This is a genomic window from Cereibacter johrii, assembly GCF_001720585.1.
GTDB classification, from domain to species: domain Bacteria; phylum Pseudomonadota; class Alphaproteobacteria; order Rhodobacterales; family Rhodobacteraceae; genus Cereibacter_A; species Cereibacter_A johrii.
Window position 1 is genome coordinate 1 of the sequence record NZ_MABH01000141.1, and the last position, 22651, is coordinate 22651.

Sequence of the window (22651 nt, forward strand, 5' to 3'; positions counted from 1 at the left end):
GGCGCGCGACCCTGTCGGCGCGGCGCACCAAGGGCGGCGCGCTCGTGGGCTTCCACGCCCGCCAGTCGGGGACGATCATCCCGATCCCCGAGTGCAAGCTGCTTCACCCCGACCTGATGGCGGCCATGCCCGCGCTCGAGGCGCTGGTGAAGATCGGCGGCTCGCGCTCGGCCGAGCTGTCGCTCACCGTGACGCGCAGCCTCGGCGGGCCCGACGTGGCGGTGACGGGCGGCAAGCCGCTTGACGCAGGCCTGCGGGCGGCCCTCGCGCAGGTGGCCGAGGCGCAGGCCCTCGCGCGGCTGACGTGGGAGGGCGAGACCATCGCCCTTCGCGTGCCCCCGGCGCAGGCCTTCGGGCCGGCGCGCGTGGTGCCGCCGCCGAGCGCCTTCCTGCAGGCGACGGCCGAGGGCGAGGCGGCGCTGCTGGCCGCCGCGAGCGATGCCATTGGCGATGCGCGAACGGTGACGGATCTTTTCGCGGGTGCGGGCACCTTCACCCTGCCGCTCGCGGCCGGGGCCGAGGTCCATGCCGTCGAGGGCGATGCGGCGATGATGGCGGCCCTCGACCGCGGCTGGCGGCAGGCGCCGGGGCTGAAGCGGGTGACGGTGGAGACGCGCGACCTGTTCCGCCGCCCGCTCGAGCCCGACGAGCTGCGCAAGGCCGAGGCGGTGGTGATCGATCCGCCGCGCGCCGGGGCCGAGGCTCAGGCCCGGGCGCTGGCCCGCGCCGCGGTGCCGGTGGTGGCCTTCGTCTCCTGCAACCCCGTGACCTTCGCCCGCGACGCGCTGATCCTGATGCGCGGGGGCTACCGGCTCGACTGGGGGCAGGGGGTGGACCAGTTCCGCTGGTCCTCGCATGTCGAGCTTGCCGCGCGCTTCAGCCGACCTGCCTGACCCGGGCCCCTTCGCGCCGAATTAACCCTGCTGACCAAAGATTGTCTGGCGAGACGGGCCGATTCCCGGTATCTCGGAATAAAAAACATGTCGGGCAGTGAACATGAAATTTCTGAAGATAACCCTGATCGTTCTCGCACTCGGGCTCGCCGGCTGCGGCGATTCGAAGATCCGCAAATATGACGGCCCGCCGGTCACCAGCGTCCAGGTGCACAAGGCGGACCGCAAGATGTATCTGCTGAGCGGCTCCAAGGTGCTGCGCCAGTATGACGTGGGCTTGGGCTTCAAGCCGACCGGCCACAAGCAGTACGAGGGCGATGGCCGCACGCCGGAAGGCGTCTATTTCATCGACCGCCAGAACCCGCGCTCGACCTATCACCTGTCGCTCGGGATCTCTTATCCCAACGTCCTCGATCAGAAGATGGCCTTCCTCGAGGGCAAGAAGCCCGGGGGCGACATCTTCATCCACGGGCGTGGCAAGTATAACGGGCCGAACCGCCGCGACTGGACGGCAGGCTGCATCGCGATCACCGACGAGGAGGTCGAGGAAGTCTACTCGATGGTGCGGCTCGGCACCCCGATCTACATCCTCCCCTGACGCGCTCGCCGCGCCCCCGGCTGGTGCCCGGGGCGCGGCGGGATGCGGGTCAGAGACCCGCCACCGCCATGGGCGCGGAACTGCCCGTCACGACGGTCCACCAGATCTTGCCCTGCGGCTCCTGATACCAGGCGAAGCCGAGATCGGTGGCGTTCGGATCCAGCACGATCTCGCGCGTGTCCTTCTGCTCCATCCAGACGGCCAGTGTCTCGAGCTCGGTCTGGTAGGTTTCCGAGATCAGCTCGCCCTTCAGCTTGCCCTGATAGCCCGCGCGCTGCACGCGCAGGAGGGGCGAGGATCCGTCCGAGCCGAAGTGCCAGGGGCGGTTCTGCACCGACATGTCGCGCGAGTGGGTGGCGGCGGCGGCGGTGAGCTGCGAGTTGAGCTGGAGCGGAGCCGCCCCCTTCGCCTGGCGCAGCGCATTGACCGAATCCAGCAGCCGGTAGGTGACTTCACCCTCCTGAGCGGACGTGATCTTGTAGACCTGCGGCAGCGGCTTTCCGTCGGGCCCCAGCGCCATCGGCGTCGTCGAGGCGCAGGCCGAAAGGACCAGAGCGCCACAGAGGGCGAGCGCGGAGATAGTCTTCATGTGTCTTCCACCCACAAGGATTGCTGGGGGCCCTCATAACAGAAAGGCCGCAGGCTATTCAAATGCAACTCAAGGGCGCAGTTCGACGTTGACGCGGGCGTGAATTGTCGCCACTCGCGGCGAGAGATAGGATGCTTCGGTCCCAAATTTCGGGGACCAAGATCAAGGAGACGAGCGGAATGGGTGCGGATCAATCGAACAGGCTCGACCGTCGCACGCTGCTGTGGAGTGCAGCCGCGGGGCTCGGAGCCATGGCGCTGCCGGCGCGTGCGCAGGAACAGACCGAGAGCGTGATGCCCGTGGCCCAGAGCCCGGTGCGCAACAACGTCTCGAGCTTCCGGATGCTGGACTGGCAGCCCTACTTCTCGAACCTGCGGAACGGTGCGGTGCTGGTCGACATCACGTCCCGGGCGCTGCATTTCTGGAGCGAGGACGGGCAGACCTATCTGCTGTTCCCGACCTCGGTGCCGCTGTCCGATGACCTGACCCGCCGCGGCCGGACCGAGGTGGTGCAGAAGGTGGTGGCGCCGCCGTGGCGGCCGACCCCCGCCATGAAGGAGCGCAACCCCGAATGGCCGGACATGGTCCCGGGCGGGGCGCCGGACAATCCGCTGGGCACCCATGCGCTCTACCTCTCCTGGACGTATTACCGCATCCACGGGACGCACGACACGCGCAAGATCGGGCGAAAATCCTCGAACGGCTGCATCGGCCTCTACAATGAGCATATCCAGCAGCTCTTCCCGCTCGCCAAAGTGGGAACACAGGTGCTTCTCATCTGACGTAACCATGCAACAGTGAACGGAACTTCTGGCATCCCGATTGCCTTTTCCAAGGTGTGCTGGTTACTCGGAGTAACGAGGTAATATCTTGGGAGCCACCCGTCTGCCTCATGCTTACTCGGACCGGGTGCCACATCTGGAGGTCTAAATGAAGAAACTTGTGCTCGCTGCCGCCCTTTCGATCGCCGCCACGTCCGCCTTCGCCGGCGGCATGGCCGAGCCCGTCATGGAGCCCGCTGTCGTCGAAGCCGAAACCGCTTCGTCGGGCGGCATCCTGGTCCCGCTGATGCTGCTGGTCGTCGTGGCCGCCGTCGCCGCCAACTGAGCTGCACGACATCCCGACTTGAGGCGGCAGGGAAACCTGCCGCCTTCTTCATTTGACGGGGCTGCCGAGCCTGGCAAGGCCACCGGCTCCGACAGCCTTCCGTGGATCCTTTGCTGTCCGTCTGCTCCGGCCCGCCGCCCCTCATGGGGGGCCTCCGGGCCTTTCTCAGGGCCGCGCCAGCCAACCTGCGAGATTGTCCTCGATCACCGAGACCAGCGCGCGGATATGCGCCTCGTCGTCGTTCAGGCAGGGGATATAGGTGAAGTCCTCGCCGCCCGCTTCCTCGAAGGCCTCGCGAATCTCGCCGTTGATCTCTTCCAGCGTCTCGATGCAATCCGCCGAGAAGGCCGGCGCGATCACCGCGATACGCTTCTTTCCGGCGCGGGCAAGCTCCGCCACATGCTCGACCGTATAGGGCTTCAGCCATTCCTCGGGCCCGAAGACCGACTGGAAGGTGGTGTCGATCGCGCCCTTCTCCCATCCCAGCCGCTCGCGCAGCAGGCGCGAGGTCTTGGCGCACTGGCAATGGTAGGGATCTCCGGCCATCAGATAGCGCTTGGGCATCCCGTGGTAGGAGGCCACCAGCACGTCAGGCCGGTGCTCGAGCTGGGCATAGGCGCGCTCGACCGACTGCGCGAGCGCGTCGATGTAGAGCGGATTGTCGTAATATTCCGGCACGGTCCGCACCGCGGGCTGGCGCTTCTCCTTCATCATGGCCCGGAAGAACTCGTCGTTCGCCGTGGCCGAGGTCGCGCCCGCGTAATGCGGATAGAGCGGGAAGAAGAGGATCTTCTCGCAGCCCGCCTCGACCATGGCCCGCACGCGGCTCTCGGTCGAGGGGTTGCCGTAGCGCATGCAGAAATCGACCATGACGCGGTTGCCGTAGCGAGAGCGGATCTCGGTGGCGATGGCGGCTGTCTGGTCCTTGGTGATCGTCATGAGCGGGCTCTCGCCCTTGTCATGGTTCCAGATCAGCTTGTAGTTCGCGCCCGACGAGAAGGGGCGCTTGGACAGGATCAGGATCTGCAGCAGCGGCTGCCACTTCCAGGCCGGATAGTCGATCACCCGCTTGTCCGAGAGGAACTCGTTCAGGTAGCGGCGCATCGACCAGTAGTCGTAATTGTCCGGCGTGCCGAGATTGGCAAGCAGGATGCCGATCTTGGGTTGCGGCAGCTCCGGGTGGTCTGCGGGCGCATGGGCGAGCCGGTCCTGACCCGGACGGATGGGCTCTTCAGCCCCCAAGGTTCGCGCCTGCTCCGGCGTCGCTTGCAGCATCGGCGTCATTCCGCTTCCAGACATTCAATTCGTCAGACACATAAAGGCATATGGACCGGGGTCAACCATCGCCGGGCCCGTCCTTTCGGGCGGCGGCCAGCGCGTCGGCCAGACTCCGGGCCGCCGATCCGGGCCTGAGCGGCTTCTGCTGGCTCTCGTGCGGCGCCCAGCCGGTGAGGCAGATGATCTCGAAACTGGCCACGATCCGGTCGTCCTCCCTGCGCGGATAGCGCGCCTCGGCCTCGGCAAAGAGCGCGCGGCGGCTGGGCCGGCGCAGCCGCGCCTCGAGCGCATTCGTCTCGCCCATGGCCCGCAGGTCGCGCATGAGGTGGAGCGTGTCGCGATACCGGACCTCCCGGATCAGCGAATCCGCCACCGGAAGCGCGAAACCGGCCCGCTGGAGCAGCGCCCCCAGATCCCGGATCTCCGCCATCGGCAGCACCCGTGGCGAGAGGCCTCCCGTCACGGCCGCCTCGGCCTCGGCCAGGGCGATGCGCAGTTCGGACAGGGTGCGGCCCCCGAAGAGCAGCCCGAGAAAGAGCCCGTCCGGCCTGAGCGCCCGCCGGCTCTGGACCAGCTGGCCCACGGGGTCGTTCGACCAGTGCATCGCAAGGGCATGGATCACGAGATCGTGCGCGCCGGGGTCGAGCGCCAGCTCCTCGGCGTCCGTCACGATCCGTGCATCCGGCAGCCGGTCGCGCCAGATCTCGGGACAGGGGGTCACGACGGCGGGGGCCGTAAACCGTCTGTTAACCTCGCTCAGTCTCTCCTCGACCTCGAGCGCGGCTTCCTCGTGCAGGAACAGGGCGGGCGCGCGGCAGGCGCGGCTCCGGTGGCGGGCAAGGGCGGGGCGGTCGGTCAGGATGGGGGTCATGGGGGCCTCCGCTGCGAGGTAAGGGGGCGGGGATGGGATTGCAAGCGGCGCTGCGCCTCCTGTTTCCGCCGCAATGTCTGCTCTGCGAGACGCAGGTCACGACGGAGTTCGGCCTCTGCGGTGCCTGCTGGCGCGACACGCCCTTCATCGCGGGCCTCGTCTGCGACCTCTGCGGCGCGCCGCTGCCGGGCGAGGATCCGGGGCACCCGGTCCGGTGCGACGACTGCCTGTCCTCGGCCCGTCCCTGGGATCACGGTCGGGCGGCGCTCCTTTACCGCGACAACGGCCGCAAGCTCGCGCTGGCGCTGAAGCACGGAGACCGGCTCGATCTGGCGCGCCCGCTCGCGGGCTGGATCCTCAAGGCCGCGCGTCCGATCCTGCTGCCGGGGGCCTTGGTCGTGCCGGTGCCGCTCCACTGGACGCGGCTTCTGGCGCGGCGCTACAACCAGTCCGCGCTGCTGTCGGCAGAGATGGCGCGGCAGGCGGGGCTCGACCATTGCCCCGATGCGCTGGTTCGGGGGCGCAACACCCGCAGCCAGGAGGGGCGCAGCCGCGAGGGCCGGTTCGAGAACATGACCGGCGCGATCCTGCCCCATCCGCGGCGCGGACGGCTGCTGAAGGGAAGGCCGGTCCTGATCCTCGACGACGTGATGACCTCGGGCGCCACGCTCGCCGCCGCAACCGAAGCCTGTCAGGCGGCAGGCGCCACCTCCGTCTCGGTCGCGGTGCTGGCGCGCGTTGCGAAGGACACCTAAATCCCTATAGTCACGAACGACCGGAAGGATATGCCATGAAGTCCGTCGAGATCTACACGACGCCAACCTGCGGCTATTGCCAGGCGGCCAAGTCGCTTCTGCGCCGCAAGGGCGTGAGCTATACCGAGACCGACGTCAGCAGCGATCCCTCGCTGCGGGCGGCCATGACCCAGCGGGCCCATGGCCGGCGGACCGTGCCGCAGATCTTCATCGGCGGCCAGCATGTCGGCGGGTGCGACGATCTCCATGCGCTCGAGGATGCGGGCAAGCTCGACCCGATGCTGGCAGACTGATCCGATGCGCGCGGCCCTCGTCCAGCTTACCGTGACCGACGACCCGGAGGAGAACCTCCCGGTAACGCTCGGCCATGTCCGGGCGGCGGCCGCGGCCGGGGCAGAAGTCGTGCTGACGCCCGAATGCACCAACGCGCTCTCCTCGAGCCGCGAACATCAGCGTCGCATCCTCCGCCACGAGGAGGAGGATGCGACGCTGGCCGCGCTGCGCGAAGAGGCGGCGCGGGCGGGCATCTGGCTGCTCGCGGGCTCGCTCGGCCTGAGGACGCACGAGGCGGATGGCCGCTTTGCCAACCGCAGCTTCCTCATCGGCCCCGACGGCGCGGTGGCGGCGCGCTACGACAAGATCCACATGTTCGACGTGAACGTGTCCGAGACCGAGGTCTATCGCGAATCCGCGGCCTACCGGCCCGGCGCGGCGGCGGTTCTGGCGCAGGCCGGAGAGGCCGCCGTCGGCATGACCGTCTGCTACGATCTGCGCTTTCCCCATCTTTATCGGCGGCTCGCGCAGGCGGGGGCGCAGATCCTGACCGTTCCCGCCGCCTTCAACCATCTGACGGGCGCCGCCCATTGGGAGGTTCTCCTCCGCGCGCGGGCCATCGAGACCGGCTGCTTCGTGCTGGCCCCGGCCCAGACCGGCTTTCACGCCGAGGCGCATGGCAACGGTCGGCGCACGCACGGCCACAGCCTTGCGGTTGCGCCCTGGGGCGAGATCCTGGCCGATGCCGGAACCGAGCCGGGGGTGACGCTCGTCGATCTCGATCTGGCCGAGGTCGCGCGGGCGCGCCATCGTGTGCCCTCCTTGGGCCACGACCGTCCGTTCGACGGCCCCTGATGGCGGAGCGGACCGAGGAACTTGCGGTGGCGCTGTTCGGCGAGCTGTTCATGGCCGACCAGCTGGCCCGGAACCGGCTGTCGAAGGTGCTGCCGAAAGGGATGGAGCTGTCGCACTTCGGCGTGCTGAACCATCTCGCCCGCGCCGCCGAGGAGCGCACCCCGGCCCAGCTCGCGCGCGCCTTCCATGTCACGCGCGGCGCCATGACCAACACGCTGGCGAAGCTCGAATGGGCGGGACATGTCCATATCCGGCCCGACTGGGACGATGCGCGGCGCAAGTTCGTCTCGATCAGCCCCTCGGGCCGCAGCGCACGCGATGCGGCGGTGGCTGCCATTGCCCCGCTGATCGCCGAGGTCGTCCATTCGCTCGGCGCCGAGCGGGTGCGGGCGGTGCTGCCGGTCCTGCGCGAGATGCGGACCCGGTTCGAGGAAGAGGATTGATGGCGGCCCGCCTTCTCGTGCTGGGCTCCACCGGCCGGATCGGTCGCTTCCTGCGCCGTGCCTGGGCCGAGCCTCCCGAGGGGCTGGTGCCGGTCTGGCACGGCCGCGACGCATCGGCCGATCTCGTGTGGGACATGCTCGCCGCGCCCTATCCGGGAGGGGCGGCCCGCCTCGTGCTGGTGCTGGCCGGGGTCACGGATCGCACCGCGCGGCTCGAGGATAATGTGGTGCTGGGGCTTGCGGGCTGCCGCGCCGCCGAGGCGGCGGGGGCGGCCCATGTCTTTCTTCTGTCCTCGGGCGCGATCTACGGCTCGGCACGATCCGAGGATCTGCGCGAGGAGGACGATCCGGCCCCCGACACGGCCTATGGCGCGGCGAAGCTGCGCATGGAGCAGGAGGCCCTCGACTGGTCACGGACCGCGCGGAGGGGCCTCACGATCCTGAGGCTCGGCAATGTGGCGGGGGCTGACGCGCTCCTCGGGCCGAAGCGCCCGCCGGGGCAGGCCATCGTGCTCGACCCGGTGCCCGGCGGACGGGGCCCGGTGCGGACCTATATCGGACCGCAGAGCCTCGCCGCCGTGCTGGCCCGCCTCGCGCGTCTGGCCGATGCGGGGGTGGCGCTGCCCTCGATCCTCAATCTCGGGGCGCCGCCGCCGGTGGACATGGCCGACCTTCTCGAGGCGGCCGGCCTCGACTGGCGCTGGGGGCCGCCGCGGCCGGGCGTCATTCCCCGCGTGGGGCTTGCGCTCGACCGGCTCGCGGCGCTCTGCCCGCTCCCGCCCGATGCAGGCGCGCCCGACCGGCTCGTGGACGAATGGCGGGCGCTCGCGTGACGCCCGGCAAGCGCCTTCTCGACGTGACGGTCGCCCTGCTCCTGGCCCTTCTCCTTGCGCTCCCGTTCGGGATCCTGCTGCTCGTCCTCCTGATCGTGGAGGGGCGGCCGCTCTTCTATGTGGCCGAGCGGATGAAGGCGCCGGGCCAGCCGTTCGACCTCTGGAAGCTGCGCACGATGAAAGCTGCGGCGCAGAATGCGGGCGTCTCGGGCGGTGACAAGTCGGACCGGGTGACCCGCACCGGACGCATCCTGCGGCGGGCCCGGCTCGATGAGATCCCGCAACTCTGGAATGTGCTGCGTGGTGACATGAGCTTCGTCGGGCCCCGTCCGCCGCTGCGCCTCTATGTCGAGCGCCATCCGGAACTCTACGCGCGGGTGCTGCGGAATCGCCCTGGCATCACCGGACTGGCCAGCCTGCATTTCCATCGGCACGAGGAATGGATCCTGGCGCAATGCAAGACCGCCGCCGAGACGGACCGCGCCTACAGCCGTAGGTGCATACCCCGTAAGGCGTATCTGGACCTGCTGTATCAGGAAAACCGCTCGCTCTGTTTCGATCTGGCGCTGATGGCCCAAACCGTTGCGAGGGTTCTACTGTGGCGTAATAGGCAACCTTTTGCAAATCGTCGCAGTTGATAGTGTCGCAATGCTTGAGGTGATTCTGGGCCTCGTCTAGGCTCTCCCCATTCGAATTGCGGCGATTTCTTGGTTAGAGGACAGGTCGGACACGGGGCGCGACAATCGGTCGAAACAACAACCGGGGCGGCAAAAGGGCAGGAATTCCAAGTGAAGAAACTCCTTTTCGGTCTCGTTGACCGGCTGACCAGAGCTCAGAAGCGTGGGCTTCTCCTTCTGGCGGATGTGCTCGTGGCGCCGCTTGCGCTGCTGATCACCGGCAGCTTCATCCGCGGTCCCGCAGGCGAGCACGAGTGGCTTCTCTTTCCCGGCGCCGCGCTGTTCGCCTTCGGCCTCTCGCTGCTTTTCGGGATGCCCCGGATCAAGCTCAACGCCTATGAGACCGTGGCCATCCTGAAGACCGGCGCCTTCGCCGCGGTTCTGACCCTGGTGCTTTCCATGCTCGCGTCGGTTGTGGGCACCGCGGTGCCCGCGGCGGCGACGATCCTCTTCGGGCTGCTCTTCTTCATCCTGTCGGTCGGCGCCCGGATGGTCATGCTGCATGCGCTGCTCTGGGTGCTGCAGATCGGCCAGAAGGGATGCCGCGTGCTGATCTATGGCGCGGGCAATACCGGAACGCAGCTCGCGGCGGCGCTCCGCTCGCGCGGGACGATTCGGCCCATCGCCTTCATCGACGACAATCCCGCGCTGCAGGCGATGGTGATCGCCGGTCTCCGCGTCTATCCGTCGGACCGGATCGAGCGGCTGGTGCGCGAGCGCGACGTGGCCCGCGTGCTTCTTGCCATGCCCTCGGAATCGCCGGCCAAGCTGGCACGGATCGCGCACCGGCTGCAGCTTGCCGGCGTCGACGTTCATACCGTGCCCTCCTTCGCGCAGCTCGTGGGCGAGGAGCAGCTGGTCGACAACCTCTCTCCCTTCACCTTCGGCCGCTTCCTCGGCCGCCAGCAGATCGAGGATGCGCTGCCGCAGGGAGCCGATGCCTATGTCGGCCGCACGGTGTTGGTCTCGGGCGCGGGCGGCTCGGTCGGATCCGAGCTCTGCCGCCAGCTGCTGCTGATCCGTCCCCGGCGCATCGTCCTCTTCGAGATCAGCGAGATCGCGCTCTACACCATCGACCGCGAGCTGCAGGGGATGGCCGAGGGCACCGGGGTCGAGATCGTGCCGGTCCTCGGATCCGTCACCGATTCGCGCCTGTCGCGGATGGTGATGCAGGATCACGGGGTCGAGGTCGTGTTCCATGCGGCCGCCTACAAGCATGTGCCCCTGGTCGAGCACAATCCGATCGCGGGTCTGGCCAACAATGTGCTGGGCACCCGGACGCTGGCGGATGCCGCGCACGAGGCTGGCGTGGCGCGCTTCATCCTGATCTCCACGGACAAGGCGGTCCGCCCGACCAATGTCATGGGCGCCTCGAAGCGGCTGGCCGAGCTGGTGATTCAGGATCTCGCGAAACGGTCGAAGAACACGATCTTCTCGATGGTGCGTTTCGGCAACGTTCTCGGCTCGTCGGGCTCGGTCATTCCGCTCTTCAAGGAGCAGATCGCCCGCGGCGGTCCGGTCACGCTGACGCATGAGGATGTCACCCGTTTCTTCATGACCATCTCGGAAGCGGCACGGCTGGTGCTGCTGGCGGGCTCCTTCGCCGACCCGGGCGATTGCCGCGGCGGCGACGTGTTCGTGCTCGACATGGGCAAGCCCGTGCGCATCCGCGACCTTGCCGTGCAGATGATCGAGGCCGCCGGCAAGTCGGTGCGCGATGAGCGCAACCCGTTCGGGGATATCGAGATTGTGGTCACGGGGCTGCGGCCCGGCGAGAAGCTGCACGAGGAGCTGCTGATCGGTGAGGGCCTGCTGACCACGCCGCACTCGAAGATCCTGCGCGCTCAGGAAGAGAGCCTGTCCGAGCTCGAGATGGCCACCGCGCTGCGGGCGCTGCGCAGCGCCATGGCCGCCGGAGATCCCCAGGCTGCCCGTCGAGTCATTCTCTCCTGGGTTGAGGGATATCGCCCTCCGGAAATCGTTGCCGCTGGGAGATAGCTGCCGACATTCCTGTGGAATGGCATTGTTCGAAAGGAGGCGGCTGTTAGAGTGCGCGGAACGAATGAGGTAACCATGGCACTGCCCCCTTCCGCGCGCCGGCGCGGCCTGCTCGCTGGCGTCTCCTGCGCGGCACTGGTGATGACGGCCCCGGCCTTGTCGGAAACGCGTCCCAGCCTGAACCTGTACGGTGCGACCGGCCTGATCGACATGCCTTCGGGCGAGGCGCAGCCCGACGGCCTCTTCAACACCAGCATCACGAGCTTTGCGGGAATCACCCGCACGACGCTGACCTTCCAGATCACGCCACGCCTGTCGGCCAGCTTCCGCTATCAGGGCATCGGCGACTGGAACAAGACCATCCCCGAGGCGGACCGAGTTGGCGTCAACGCGTTCGACACCTATTACGACCGCAGCTTCGACCTGCGCTTCAGGGCCTTCGACGAGGGGCGCTACATGCCCGCCGTCACCATCGGCCTGCAGGATTTCGTGGGCACCGGCATCCAGAGCGCCGAATATGTGGCAGCCACCAAGCATCTCACCCCGCGCCTGAAAGTCACCGCCGGCGTGGGCTGGGGTCGTCTTGGCAGCTACGGCAGCTTCGGCAGCGTGGGCACCCGCCCCGAGTTCGTCCCGCAAGAGAGCGAGGGCGGCGAGGTCAATGCGGACCAGTGGTTCCGCGGCGACATGGCGGGCTTCGCCGGCATCGAGTGGCAGCCGACAGACCGGCTGACCCTCAAGGCCGAATATTCCTCCGACGATTACGAGGAAGAGGCCGAGGATCGGCAGATCTTCGACCGGAAGAGCCCGTTCAACTTCGGCGCCGAATACGAGGTCTCGCGGGGCGTGCAGCTCGGCGCCTACTACATGTATGGCAGCGAGATCGGGCTCGGCCTGCATTTCGTGCTCAATCCGCGCGAAAGGGCCACGACGGGTCTCGTGGACCGCGCGCCGACCCCGATCCGTCCCCGCCCTGCGCGGGCGGCGGATCCGGACGCTTGGTCCTCGGAGTGGGTGACGCAGGCGGATGCGCCCGCCCTGCTGCGCAACAACATGCAGAAGCAGCTCGACAAGGATGGCGTGCTGATCGAGGCTTTCGGCACCGATGGCCGGACGGCGCAGATCCGCATCCGCAACATCCGCTACGATGCCGAGGCGCAGGCGGTCGGGCGCACGGCGCGCGCGATGGCCTATTCGCTGCCCGCGTCGGTCGAGACCTTCGAGATCGTGCCCGTGGTCCGGGGTGTGCCGCTGTCGAAGGTGACGGTGCGCCGCTCGGATCTCGAGCGGCTGGAATTCGCTCCCAATGGGTCGGGCCGGCTGCGGCCGCAAGTCGGAGTGGCAGAGGCCGGCGCGCCGATCTCGGGGCTGGCCTTCGATCCCGACCGCTATCCCAGCTTCAACTGGTCCTTCGGCCCCTACCTGCGCACCAGCCTCTTCGACCCCGAAGAGCCGGTGCGGGCGGATCTGGGGCTCCGGTTGCGCGGAGAGTATGAGCTGTCGCCCGGCATCTTCCTGTCGGGCGCGATCAGCCACAAGCTCATCGGCAACATCGGCGATCAGGACCGGTCGGAATCGAACCTCCCGCGGGTCCGGACCGACAACTACCTCTACAGCCGCGAGGGCGAAACGACGATCGACAGCCTCACCGCCGCCTGGTATGCGCATCCCTCGCGCAACATCTACAGCCGGGTGACGGTCGGCTATCTCGAGCGGATGTATGGCGGCGCCTCGGCCGAGGTGCTGTGGAAGCCGGTCGACAGCCGGCTCGCCCTCGGGGCCGAGATCAACTATGCCAAGAAGCGCGAGTTCGATCAGGGCTTCGGCTTCCTCTCGGGTGACGAGGCCTATGACATCGTGACGGGCCACGCCTCGGTCTACTACGACTTCGGCAACCAGTTCCTCGGACAGATCGACGTGGGCCGCTATCTCGCCGGGGATTACGGTGCGACCCTGTCGCTCGACCGCGAGTTCGAGAATGGCTGGAAGGTCGGGGCCTTTGCGACCCTCACCGACGCCTCGTCCGAGGAATTCGGGGAAGGATCGTTCGACAAGGGCATCCGGCTCGAGATCCCGCTGGCGTCCCTGCTCGGCCAGCCCACCCGGGAGACGGCGAAATACAGCATTCGTCCGGTCACGCGCGACGGCGGCGCGCGGCTCCGCGTCGAGGACCGGCTCTACGAGACCGTGCGCCCCTACCATGCGCAGGAGCTCGACGATCAATGGGGGAGATTCTGGAAGTGATGCGGCACGCGATCGGAGCCAGCCTTCTTGCCGCCTGCGCGTTGCTCGCTGCCTGCGGATCTCTGGAGGATACACAGGGAAAGGCGACCTACATCAAGCAGGCGCTGTCCACGATCACCGAGCGGTCGAAAAAGCCTGCGACCGGGCCGCAGGACCTGACACGGGCCAAGCTGGCCCGCGTGACGTCGCCGCTTCTGGTGGTCGAGGTGGAAGGAACCAGCGCCTGGGCGCTGATGGTGCCCTTCCAGACCAACGGAGGGGTCGTCACCTGGTCCTCGACCGACGACCGCACCGTCGCTCTGCGCGATGGTGTCCTGCTGGCCACGCGCGGTCTCGGCCCCGACCTCATGTCGGCGGAGGTGCCCTCTGCGGCGCGCATCGCCTCGGCGAGCGGGGTCTACCTGCGCGTGCATTACCAGATCGACGGGCTCGATCAGACGGTGAAACGCGAATTTCGTTGCACACTCGCAACGGATGGCCCGAAAACCATCACTATCGTGGAACGAAACTATCCCACCCGACATGTGTTAGAGCATTGTGAGGGAGCTACGGGGCAGTTCACCAATGAATATTGGGTCGATAGTGCCGGCACGATACGGCAGAGTCGGCAGACTTTCGATCAGGGTCTCGGCAAGCTGAAGATCAGCCGGGCGATCGATTGACCTGAACCCAATGTTCATCCTTTGCTGGTAGTTGCCTCTATGGTATGAGTTAAAAACCCAAGCGGCCATAATACTTGGAGAACGCAAATGAAGAAACTGACTGCTCTCGTCGCGACCACTGCCCTGATGTCGTCTGCCATGACGGCCTTCGCGGGTGGCCCGGTCGTCGTCGTTGACGAACCCGAACCCGTTGCCGTTGTCGCTGCCGAGGAAACCGGCAGCATGGGCGGCATGCTGCTGCCGGCGCTCGGCGCTGCGGCGATCATCGCCCTGATCGCGTCGGACGACAACGACGACTCGACCGACTCGACCCCGAACGACTGATTTCGGCTCGATGTGAAAGACCCAAGGAGGCCCGCGCAAGCCGCGGGCCTTCTTCATTCCGGAACAGGTGATCTGTGGGCGGCGAAGGTTTCTGGCATGCGCGATGGCGGCTGCTCGTCCGGCTTTACGACCGGGTCGACTCGGCGGACCTCAATCTCGCGGCGGCGGGCATCGCCTTCTACGGTTTCCTCGCGATCTTTCCCGCCGTGGCGGCGCTTATCGCCATCTGGGGCTGGGCCTCGGACCCGAGCGTGATCCGCGCCCAGATCGATCTCGCCGCAGATTTCCTGCCCGAACAGGCCTACGGCCTGTTCCGCGGTCAGGTCGAGGCGCTTCTGGCCGCCAACAGCCGCCATCTGGGCTGGGCCAGCCTCTTCACCACCGGCGCTGCGATCTGGTCGGCCCGTGCGGGCGTCGCGGCCCTGATCCGCGGCCTGAACGCCACGCACCGATTGCCGAACCGCATGGGGCCCTGGCACATCGTGCGGGCCATCGTCCTCACGCTGACTCTGGTGGGGGTGGGCCTGGTGGCGATGCTCCTGTCGGTCGTGGCGCCCCTCGTGCTGAACGTGCTTCCGCTCGGTGACTTCGACCAGAAGGTGCTCGAGCTCGCCAACGTGGGCGTGGGCCTCCTCGTCGTGGTCTTCGGGGTGGCGCTGGTCTACCGGCTCGGCCCGAACCGGCCGAAGGGCAGCCCCCGGCCGATCGTGACCTGGGGGCTTCTGATCGCCGTCACGCTCTGGGCCGTTGCCTCGCGCGGGCTGGTCTTCTACCTCGCCAACTTCGCCAACTACAACGAGGTCTACGGCTCCATCGGGGCGGTGGTGGCGCTCCTCGTCTGGCTCTACCTCAGCGCCTTCGCCGTGCTCCTGGGAGCCGCGGTCGATGCCGTCCGCGCGACGCCGCACTAGCGGGCGCGCAAGGGGACGCGGTTCCCGCAGAAGCGGCTGGTCCCCATCCCGCATCGCGAACGCCGAGCCCGGAGCGGGTGACGCCCGAAGAGCGCGCGTGCGCCGTCGGAGGCTTTGGCGAGGGGGCGTCGGCAGCCCGATCCAGGCAGCCGGCGCTCAATAATCCCGCTCGATGAAGATGCCGATGGAGGTGTCGCCCTCGGTTCCCACGCTGCCCCGCAGCTTGACGCTCGGGGTGACGTCGAGGTTCAGGTTGATCTGGCTCTGCCCCTGCTGGTCCACCTCGACCTGCGTATAGACATTTTCCGAGATGTATTTCCCGGCCCGCACCGAGGTGCCGCCATCTGCATCCGTCGCCACGTCGAGATCGTCCAGCCCGAAGCCCAGCCGCAGCCGGCCGATCACGCCCTCGCCGCCGCGGCCCGCGAGTGTCGCAACCGCGCTCGCAAGCTGCGCGGCCTGCAGAGGGCTGATCGTGTCGAGACCCCGGCCGAAGAGCAGGCGAGAGATCACCTCCTCCTCGGGCAGTTCGGGCGTCGAGGTGAAGCTGACCTCAGGCTCGTCCGCGCGGCCCTGGATCACCACCGAGGTCGTGATTCCGTCATTGTCCGTCGAGGCCACGACGCGGATGTAGGGCACGAAATCGCCCTCGAGCAGCAGCTGCGCCTCGCTCAGCGTAAGACGCTTGCCGAGGATGTCGAGCCGACCGCGGATCAGGTTGAAGGCGCCGCTGGGCACCACATTGGCCGTGGTCCCCGAGATGAGGAGCTGACCGCCGAGTTCGGCGTCGAGACCCCGCCCCCGGATGAAGATCCGGTCGGGCGAGCTGATGAGCAGATTGAGCCCGAAGGGACGCGAGCCGCGCCCGCCGGAGCCACCGGAGCCATCGTCCAGAAGGCCGGCCCGGGCGCGCGTCGTGCGAACCGCCGCAGGTTCGTTGCGATGCTGCAGATCGGGAAGCCCGTTCGCCCCGCCAAAGCCGGTCGAGGGGATGCGCAGTTCCGTCTCCTCGAGATCGACCCGGCCCGCGATTTGTGCGCCGCCGGTGAGCGGCCCCTGGACGGTGACGCGCCCGCTGGCGGTCGTCTCGTAGAGCTCGGGGTCGCGCAGGACCGCGCGGCGGATCTCGAGCGCGAGATCGGCCGCGAAGGGGGTTTCGAGACCCACGCCGCCGGTCAGCGCCAGCCGCCCGCCGGCCGCGGGGCGGCCCTGCACATCGAGCGTCGCCCGGCCTCCGGACAGGCGGGCGCCAGCCTGCAGCCCTTCGATCACGAGGCCGAGGTCCTGATCGGCGAAGCGGCCTCCGGACAGCGATACCGTCCCCGAGACAGAGGAGAGCGCGGGCCGACCGTTGACGCGCAGGTCGAAGCGGATCGGACCCTCCACATTGCGCGGCTCGATGAACGGATTGGCAAGCGCCGCCTGCGCACTGCCGGTGACGCCGACATTGACCGTCGAGAAGTTGCCCGCCGCCGTGCCCTGCGCTCGCAGGTCGATGCCGCCCGGTCCCCGGGCGCGCAGATCGAGCCGGTAGCTTCCGCCCTGGCTCCGGGCCGTGCCCTGCACGGTCAGCGGACCGGGGAACTGCGGCACGACCAGCGCAAGGTTCGACAGCCGCGCGTCGAGGGTGAGGTTGCGGTCCGCGCCCGCCACCGACCCGTCGGCCGTGACGGTGAGCTGCGGGTTGCGCAGGGAAGCCCGGTCCACGCGGATCGCGCCATTCTCGAGACGGACCTGCGCCGAAAGCGTGCTCTCGCCGCGCAGAAGCGCATTGGCCTGAGACTGGCCGACACGCAGGTTCGTCGCCCGCGCGTCGGCGGTGATCGTGGCGTTCTCCGGCGTGCCCTTGAAGGCGGCCTTGGCCGACAGCGCGCCGCCGTAGCCCGCGCCGAGCGGAGACAGGTCGCTGAAGTTCAGATCGGCGGTGACATCGCTTCCTTCGGTCGCAAGCCGCCCCGCGGCCGTCAGCGTGAGCGTGCGGGCATTGACCCGCGCCCGCTCGAGGACGAGTGCGCCCTGATCCAGCCGTCCGGCGATGTCGATGATCGAGGTGCCGGCGAGAAGACCATCCACCTGTGGCTGGCCCACGCGCAGATCCCGACCATCGGCCTGGATCCAGATCTGCCCGGCCTCGGGCGTGCCGGTGAACCGCGCGTCGGCCTCGAGCCGGCCGTCGTAGGCCGGGCCCAGAACCGAGAGATCCGCAAAGGCCAGCTGGGCCGCAATGTCGCTGCCTGCGCTGGCGAGGGTTCCCGATGCCGTGGCCGTCAGGCTCTGCGCCGCGATCCGCAGGTTGCGGAGCCGGGTGCCCTCGGTGTCGCGGACGAGCGAGGCCTCGATGGTCGAGGTGCCCTTGAGAAGATTGTCGAGTTCGGCCTGTCCGAGCGCGAGGTCGGTGCCCGCGATCGAGGCCTCGGCGTCGATGGCGCCGGTCAGGGCCGCATAGGTGCCGCTGGCCGTGCCCTCGCCCCGGCCCGAAAGCGGCCGCCCGGCGAGGCCTGAGAACCGCGCAAGATCCTCGAACCGCAGGTCCGCCTTGCCCGAGACGGCGAGGCCGCTTGTCAGGCCCTCCAGCGTCAGGTCGGCGGCAAGGCCGTAGTCGCTGCCGTCGAGGGTGAGGACGGGCAGCCGGAGGCCGTCGGCCCCTTCGGTCCAGGAAAAGTCGGCGGCGCCCGCGATCCGGGGGCCCAGGGCGGCGGCCAGATCCGCATCGGCCGGCGCGAGGCCCTCGGCGGCATAGGTGAGGCGGCCGGAGACGGTGGAGGTGCCGCCGTCGGTGCGCGCGATGCGGCCCGAGCCGTCGAGGCTGAAGCTCTCGGCCGAGAAGTCCGGCCGGTCGAGCCCCGCCACCAGAAGCCGTGCCGTCCAGGTCTCGCCCTGAGCCGCGTCATAGGCCACGTCGAGATCGGCCCTGCCCACGCGGGTCTCCGGGCCGGACAGGGGCAGGAGCACGGGCTGGCCATCCGCCGAGGCGATCCGGCCGGTGAGGGCGATCCGCTCGGGCAGCCCGTCGGCGGCCACCACCAGAGCGCCCTGAAGCTGCAGCGCGCGGGTGGAGAGATTGAGCCGGCTGAGGTCCAGCCGGCCGTCCGTCGCCCGCGTGCCCGCCACGTCGAGCTGCACGTCGGGGCCGAAGAAGTCCGCATATTGCGGCAGGAAGAGCGGCACGACATTGCCGCCGAGCTCGGCCGCGAACTGGCCGCCCTGCGCAGCGTCGCCCTGCAGCGTCACGCGCCCTGCCAGCCGTTCCTCGCCATCGGTCACGAGCCGGATGTCGGCCGCATAGTCCGAAAGCGGACCCTGACCCTGCACCGTCAGTTCGAGCGGCGGCCGCCCCGGAAGATCCATGAGGGTCGCCGCGATCCCGTTGTCGGCCTCGACCAACGCCAGATCCAGCGCAAGCTGCCGGTTCGCATTCGAGAAGCTGGTCGTCAGCCGGAGCTCTCCCTGCGGCCCGTCGGTGCGGCGTGCAAGGAGCTGCGCCTGCCCCGAGCCGCCCGCGAGCGAGCCGGAGGCCTCGAGCGTTGCCTCAACGGGGGTGCCAAGGACGGTCTCGCCCAGAACCAGCCGATCGGCCGCGATCCGGCCGATCTCGACGGCGATCGGCAGTTCGGGCAAGGCGAAGTCACGCGCCTCGGGCGAGGGGACATCGATGCTCTCGTCGGCCACGGGAAGCCGCTCGAGCAGGATCTCGTCGGCCGACAGTTCGGACACCGAGAGCCGCCCCGACAGGAGGGCCGACCGGCTCCAGTCGAGCACGACCTTGTTCAGCGTCAGCCAGATGCCCTGATCGTCTGCAATCGTCAGCCGCTCGACCGTCGCCCGCGAGGAGAGCGCGCCGCGGAAGCCCTCGACCCGCACCTCGCGTCCGGCCGAGGAGAGGTTGTCCTCGATCAGGCCCTGAAGGAAGCCGCGATCCTCCTCGGCCGATTGCGCGAAGGCCGCAACGGGTAGGAGAAGCCAGAGAAGGAAGAGGATGATCCGCATCAGAAGGCCTGCCCGATTCCCACATAGATCTGCACCCCGTCGCCGGTGTCGCCGCCCACCGGGGCCGCCACATCGACGCGGATCGGGCCGAAGCCGGTGTCGTAGCGTAGGCCGAGGCCCGCGCCTGCGTGCCACTCGTCGCGGTCCGAGGCGATGTCCTCGGCGGTGACGTAGCCCGCATCCGCAAAGGCCACGACGCCGATCCGCCGCGTGATGGGCGCGCGCAGTTCGGCCGAGACCGCGGCAAAGCGGGTGCCGCCGATCTTGTAATCGGGATCCGTGGCGTCGGGCCGCACGCCCAGAGACTGGTAGGGCTGGCCGCGGACCGTGCCGCCGCCGCCGGAATAGAAGAGGTAGTTCCTCGGCGTCTCGATCAGCTCGGAGCCGAGGACGGCCCCGGCCTGCAGGCGCCCGGCCAGCACGAAGGGCCGGTCCTCGTTGCCGAAGCCCACGAAGGCGCGGCTGTCGAGCGTGAGCTGTCCGCCCGATCCGGTCTCGCCCATGCCCGCAAAAGGCGTGGCGCCGGCCGCGACATAGAAGCCCTCGGTCGGGTTCAGGTCGTTGTCCCGCGAGTTCCAGACGAGCGTGCCCGGCAGCGAGACATATTCGTAGACGTAGCTTCCGAAATCGTCCTCGACGTCCGAGTAGGTATATCCGACACCGAGACTGCCGGTGAGGCGCTTGCTGAAGAGCCGGGTCAGCGTGGTCGAGAGCGAGACGGTGTCGGCAAGGTAATCTTCCTCGTCCAGCCGCTCCACCAGCACGCCGAAGCCGAGGGTCGTGTCGGCGGTGGGGGTGGCGGGGCGGTCGAGCGTCACCCCGAGCCGGTAGTCCACGCCGCTGTTCGAGGCGCCGAGATTGTCCACCTCACCCGTCACGGTCAGCCGCTCGCCACCGCCCAGAAAGTTGCGGTGAATCCACTGGCCCGAGATGGTGGCGCCCTCGAGGCTCGAGACCTCGACGCCGAAGCTGTAGCGGCGCGGCAGTTCCTCGACCACGGTCGCGGTGATGCCGAGCAGATCGGGCGCCGTCACCGTCTCGTCCTCGGTCAGCGAGACCGAGCGGAAGACGCCGGTCCGGCGCAGGCGGTCGGCGCTGTCGTCCAGTTCCTCCGGGTCGTAGGTCTCGCCGGTGGGCAGATTGGCGATCTTGCGGATGCGACGCTCGCTCATGCGCCGCTCGCCGGTGATGCGCAGGTCCCCGAAGCGGAGCCGGGGCCCGGGCGCCATGCGGACGTCGGCATCGAGCGTGCGCCGGGCATGATCGGCCACAACCGTCTGCGATCCCACATCGACCTTCGCGAAGCCCGCCGAGCGCCAGCCGTCGGCCGCCGCGCTCACCGCGTCCTGCACGAGCGTGCTGCGCGCGCGCTCGCCGGTGCGGAAGCCCTCGGGCAGCTCCGTCTCGGGGGCGAGCGGCGCCACGCGCGCCGCGCCGAACCGGAAGGTCGGGCCGACCTGAACCTGCACGATGACGGTGCCGATCTTCTCGGGGGCATCGAGCGGCGGGATCTGCGCCGCCTCGCGCCCGTCGACGAGCACGCTCACCACGGGAGAGTAGTAGCCAAGGCCGTAGAGGGCCGTCACCAGCCGACCATATTCCGACCGGGCGGCCGAGAAGATGTCCTGCGTCTCGCTGTCGGCGGCCGCGCGCGCCGCGATCAGCGCAGAGGCGCCCTTGATGACCTCTTCGACCTCGTCGGTGCTGCCGGCCACGCGGAACTCGAGCCGGTCGAGCGCCCGAGCCTGGGGGGCCGCCGAGGCGATGGCGAGCAGGACGAGGGCGGCCCGCAGGCTCGGCGATCGGTAGCTGGAGACGGACACGCATTCCCCCGAAATTATGCATCTGCTGAAACTATTGCAGGCGGAACACCATGCGGCAACCGACAGAAGCCATTCCGTGCGGCCGCAAAAGCGGCCCCAACGTCAACAATGCCGTAATTCCGCCGGAAGTTCCGGGGTTTCACCCACTTCCGCGCGAATCCTCATGTGGCTCAGCCGCCACGTTCAACTACTGGGCGACTCCCTCCCGCGGCAGCGCGAGCAGCCGTTCGCCCAAGGCCGACAAAGCCAGAGCCGCCGCACCATGCGCCCAGAGCATCTCTCCCCAGGCGTGTATCTCGATCTCGGGCAGCGGCCGCCCGGTTTCCAGCACGAGGGCGTTCATTTCGGCCAGCGTCTCCTCGGCATAGAGATAGTCGAAGCGCAGCCGCGCCCCCGCGAGGATGAGAAGCGGCGGATCGACGAGATTGACGACATTGGCCAGCCCCACCGCCAGATAGCGCCCCGCGCGGCGGAAGATCGAACGGGCGGCCTGATTGCCGGCCTTGGCATGGTCGTGCAGGCTCTCGAGCAGGACGGCAGTGGACTGGGTCTGCCGGTGGGTCCAGTTGAGGGCGGTGGTGGCTTCGCGGGCCAGCGCATAATCCGCCACATAGGCCTCGAGGCACCCGCGCTGACCGCAGCGGCAGAGCGCGCCGTCGAGCTGCACCTTGGTGTGGCCGAGTTCCATCCCGATGCCGCGGGCGCCGCGGAAGATCCGGTGGTTCGTGACCATGCCCATGCCGAGCCCGTGCTCGATGGTGACGACGACGAAGTCCGAAAGGCGCCGCCCCGCGCCGAACCAGAGTTCGGCCATGGCGCAGAGGGTGGCATCGTTGTCGATCTGGGCCGGCAGGCCGAGCCGCTCGGTCACGAGCCGCCCGAGCGGCACGTTGCGCTCGGACAGGATCGAGGACCAGAGCACCCGCCCGCCCGCGCTGTCGACATAGCCCGGCAGCCCGATCCCTACCGCCGACAGGTCCTGCCGGGTCAGGCCCGCCTTGGTGGTCACGCGGTCGAGCAGCGTCTCGATCAGGCCCAGGATACGGTCTGGCGGCAGGGCCTCCGGGCTGCGCTCCTCATGATGCTCGGCCAGCAGATGCCCCGCGAAATCCATCACCACGGCCGACAGGTCGCGGTCCGAGATCTTCAGGCCCACGACGCGATGCGCCGCGGCCCGCACGCCGAGCGCCACCACGGGCCGGCCGCGGCCGCTCTCGCCCTCGCGGCGGGTGGCCACCTCCTCGACGAGGCCCGCCTCGATCAGTTCCGAGACGATGGTGGTGACCGAGGCGGGGCTCACGCTCAGATCGCGCGCCACCTGCACCCGTGCCGTCAGGCCGGCGGCCCGCACCCTCTCGAACACCTGCTGGCGCAGGGGGCGCGCGCTCTCGACGAGCGGGGGAATCAGGGGACCGCATCCGACCGTGGAGTCGGGGGCGGACCGCTTGCGGACCTGCCGGCGCATTTATTTCCTGTCCAAAATAATGATCTCGCAGATCCTCGGCATTTCAGCCCCAAGTGCCTGATGTC

21 protein-coding genes are annotated in these 22651 nt (G+C 68.7%); 15 read left to right on the forward strand and 6 right to left on the reverse strand.

Annotated elements, in window-relative coordinates; translation table 11 throughout:
- Positions 1–893: class I SAM-dependent RNA methyltransferase (locus A9O63_RS12170; RefSeq protein ID WP_069332180.1), on the forward strand; the 893-nt coding region annotated here is incomplete at its 5' end.
- Between the two features lie 103 nt (positions 894–996).
- Positions 997–1491, forward strand: a complete 495-nt coding sequence (locus tag A9O63_RS12175) for a L,D-transpeptidase family protein (RefSeq protein WP_069332204.1) — start codon at positions 997–999, stop codon at positions 1489–1491.
- Positions 1492–1540: 49 nt separating this feature from the next.
- Here the strand turns inward: A9O63_RS12175 and dalA are convergent, their stop codons facing one another.
- Complete coding sequence (gene dalA, locus A9O63_RS12180) at positions 1541–2080, reverse strand: divisome-associated lipoprotein DalA (RefSeq protein WP_069332181.1); 540 nt, start codon at positions 2078–2080, stop codon at positions 1541–1543.
- Between the two features lie 179 nt (positions 2081–2259).
- Between dalA and A9O63_RS12185 the strand changes: the two genes are divergently transcribed.
- Together A9O63_RS12185 and A9O63_RS22155 are read left to right on the forward strand one after the other, a co-directional pair.
- Positions 2260–2862, forward strand: coding sequence for a L,D-transpeptidase (locus A9O63_RS12185; protein WP_009563235.1), 603 nt, complete (start codon positions 2260–2262; stop codon positions 2860–2862).
- Positions 2863–3010: 148 nt separating this feature from the next.
- Entirely contained in the window at positions 3011–3187 is a 177-nt protein-coding gene (locus A9O63_RS22155) for a hypothetical protein (protein ID WP_009563233.1), read from the forward strand.
- Positions 3188–3352: 165 nt separating this feature from the next.
- On the opposite strand, the gene hemH is transcribed toward A9O63_RS22155, so the two are convergent.
- Positions 3353–4486 (reverse strand): ferrochelatase, encoded by a 1134-nt coding sequence (gene hemH, locus A9O63_RS12190; protein WP_205631844.1) that lies wholly within the window; start codon positions 4484–4486, stop codon positions 3353–3355.
- A gap of 37 nt (positions 4487–4523) precedes the next feature.
- On the reverse strand, positions 4524–5336 hold the full coding sequence (locus tag A9O63_RS12195; protein ID WP_069332182.1) for a methyltransferase domain-containing protein: 813 nt from the start codon (positions 5334–5336) through the stop codon (positions 4524–4526).
- Positions 5337–5368: 32 nt separating this feature from the next.
- Between A9O63_RS12195 and A9O63_RS12200 the strand changes: the two genes are divergently transcribed.
- From A9O63_RS12200 to A9O63_RS12250, 11 genes are all read left to right on the forward strand, one after another.
- The gene (locus A9O63_RS12200; RefSeq protein ID WP_069332183.1) at positions 5369–6091 is read left to right on the forward strand and encodes a ComF family protein; all 723 of its coding nucleotides are present in this window, start codon (positions 5369–5371) and stop codon (positions 6089–6091) included.
- Between the two features lie 35 nt (positions 6092–6126).
- Complete coding sequence (gene grxC, locus A9O63_RS12205; RefSeq protein ID WP_069332184.1) at positions 6127–6384, forward strand: glutaredoxin 3; 258 nt, start codon at positions 6127–6129, stop codon at positions 6382–6384.
- A 4-nt stretch (positions 6385–6388) separates the two neighbouring features.
- Positions 6389–7219: a carbon-nitrogen hydrolase family protein gene (locus A9O63_RS12210; protein ID WP_069332185.1), complete on the forward strand. Its 831-nt coding sequence runs from the start codon at positions 6389–6391 to the stop codon at positions 7217–7219.
- Complete coding sequence (locus tag A9O63_RS12215; protein ID WP_002721667.1) at positions 7219–7662, forward strand: MarR family winged helix-turn-helix transcriptional regulator; 444 nt, start codon at positions 7219–7221, stop codon at positions 7660–7662. Before A9O63_RS12210 ends, A9O63_RS12215 begins: the two co-directional genes overlap by 1 nt.
- Positions 7662–8495 carry an NAD-dependent epimerase/dehydratase family protein gene (locus A9O63_RS12220; RefSeq protein WP_069332186.1) on the forward strand — a complete coding sequence of 278 codons (834 nt, stop codon included), beginning with the start codon at positions 7662–7664 and terminating at the stop codon, positions 8493–8495. Before A9O63_RS12215 ends, A9O63_RS12220 begins: the two co-directional genes overlap by 1 nt.
- Positions 8492–9133, forward strand: a complete 642-nt coding sequence (locus A9O63_RS12225) for a sugar transferase (RefSeq protein WP_084295846.1) — start codon at positions 8492–8494, stop codon at positions 9131–9133. Before A9O63_RS12220 ends, A9O63_RS12225 begins: the two co-directional genes overlap by 4 nt.
- A gap of 150 nt (positions 9134–9283) precedes the next feature.
- Positions 9284–11170 carry a polysaccharide biosynthesis protein gene (locus A9O63_RS12230; protein WP_069332188.1) on the forward strand — a complete coding sequence of 629 codons (1887 nt, stop codon included), beginning with the start codon at positions 9284–9286 and terminating at the stop codon, positions 11168–11170.
- Positions 11171–11245: 75 nt separating this feature from the next.
- Positions 11246–13414 carry a YjbH domain-containing protein gene (locus A9O63_RS12235; RefSeq protein ID WP_069332189.1) on the forward strand — a complete coding sequence of 723 codons (2169 nt, stop codon included), beginning with the start codon at positions 11246–11248 and terminating at the stop codon, positions 13412–13414.
- Positions 13393–14076: a YjbF family lipoprotein gene (locus A9O63_RS12240; protein WP_069332190.1), complete on the forward strand. Its 684-nt coding sequence runs from the start codon at positions 13393–13395 to the stop codon at positions 14074–14076. The genes A9O63_RS12235 and A9O63_RS12240 overlap by 22 nt, the downstream gene beginning before the upstream one ends.
- A gap of 87 nt (positions 14077–14163) precedes the next feature.
- Entirely contained in the window at positions 14164–14400 is a 237-nt protein-coding gene (locus tag A9O63_RS12245) for a hypothetical protein (protein ID WP_069332191.1), read from the forward strand.
- Between the two features lie 74 nt (positions 14401–14474).
- Positions 14475–15311 (forward strand): YihY/virulence factor BrkB family protein, encoded by an 837-nt coding sequence (locus A9O63_RS12250; RefSeq protein ID WP_069332192.1) that lies wholly within the window; start codon positions 14475–14477, stop codon positions 15309–15311.
- 156 nt (positions 15312–15467) lie between these two features.
- Here A9O63_RS12250 and A9O63_RS12255 read toward each other — a convergent pair whose 3' ends face one another.
- The 3 genes from A9O63_RS12255 to A9O63_RS12265 all read right to left on the reverse strand — a co-directional run bounded on the left by A9O63_RS12255 (position 15468) and on the right by A9O63_RS12265 (position 22586).
- The gene (locus A9O63_RS12255; RefSeq protein WP_069332193.1) at positions 15468–19298 is read right to left on the reverse strand and encodes a translocation/assembly module TamB domain-containing protein; all 3831 of its coding nucleotides are present in this window, start codon (positions 19296–19298) and stop codon (positions 15468–15470) included.
- Positions 19298–21121 carry an autotransporter assembly complex protein TamA gene (locus tag A9O63_RS12260; protein ID WP_069332194.1) on the reverse strand — a complete coding sequence of 608 codons (1824 nt, stop codon included), beginning with the start codon at positions 21119–21121 and terminating at the stop codon, positions 19298–19300. Before A9O63_RS12260 ends, A9O63_RS12255 begins: the two co-directional genes overlap by 1 nt.
- 187 nt (positions 21122–21308) lie before the next feature.
- Positions 21309–22586: an ROK family protein gene (locus A9O63_RS12265; protein WP_069332195.1), complete on the reverse strand. Its 1278-nt coding sequence runs from the start codon at positions 22584–22586 to the stop codon at positions 21309–21311.
- Positions 22587–22651 lie beyond the last annotated feature (65 nt).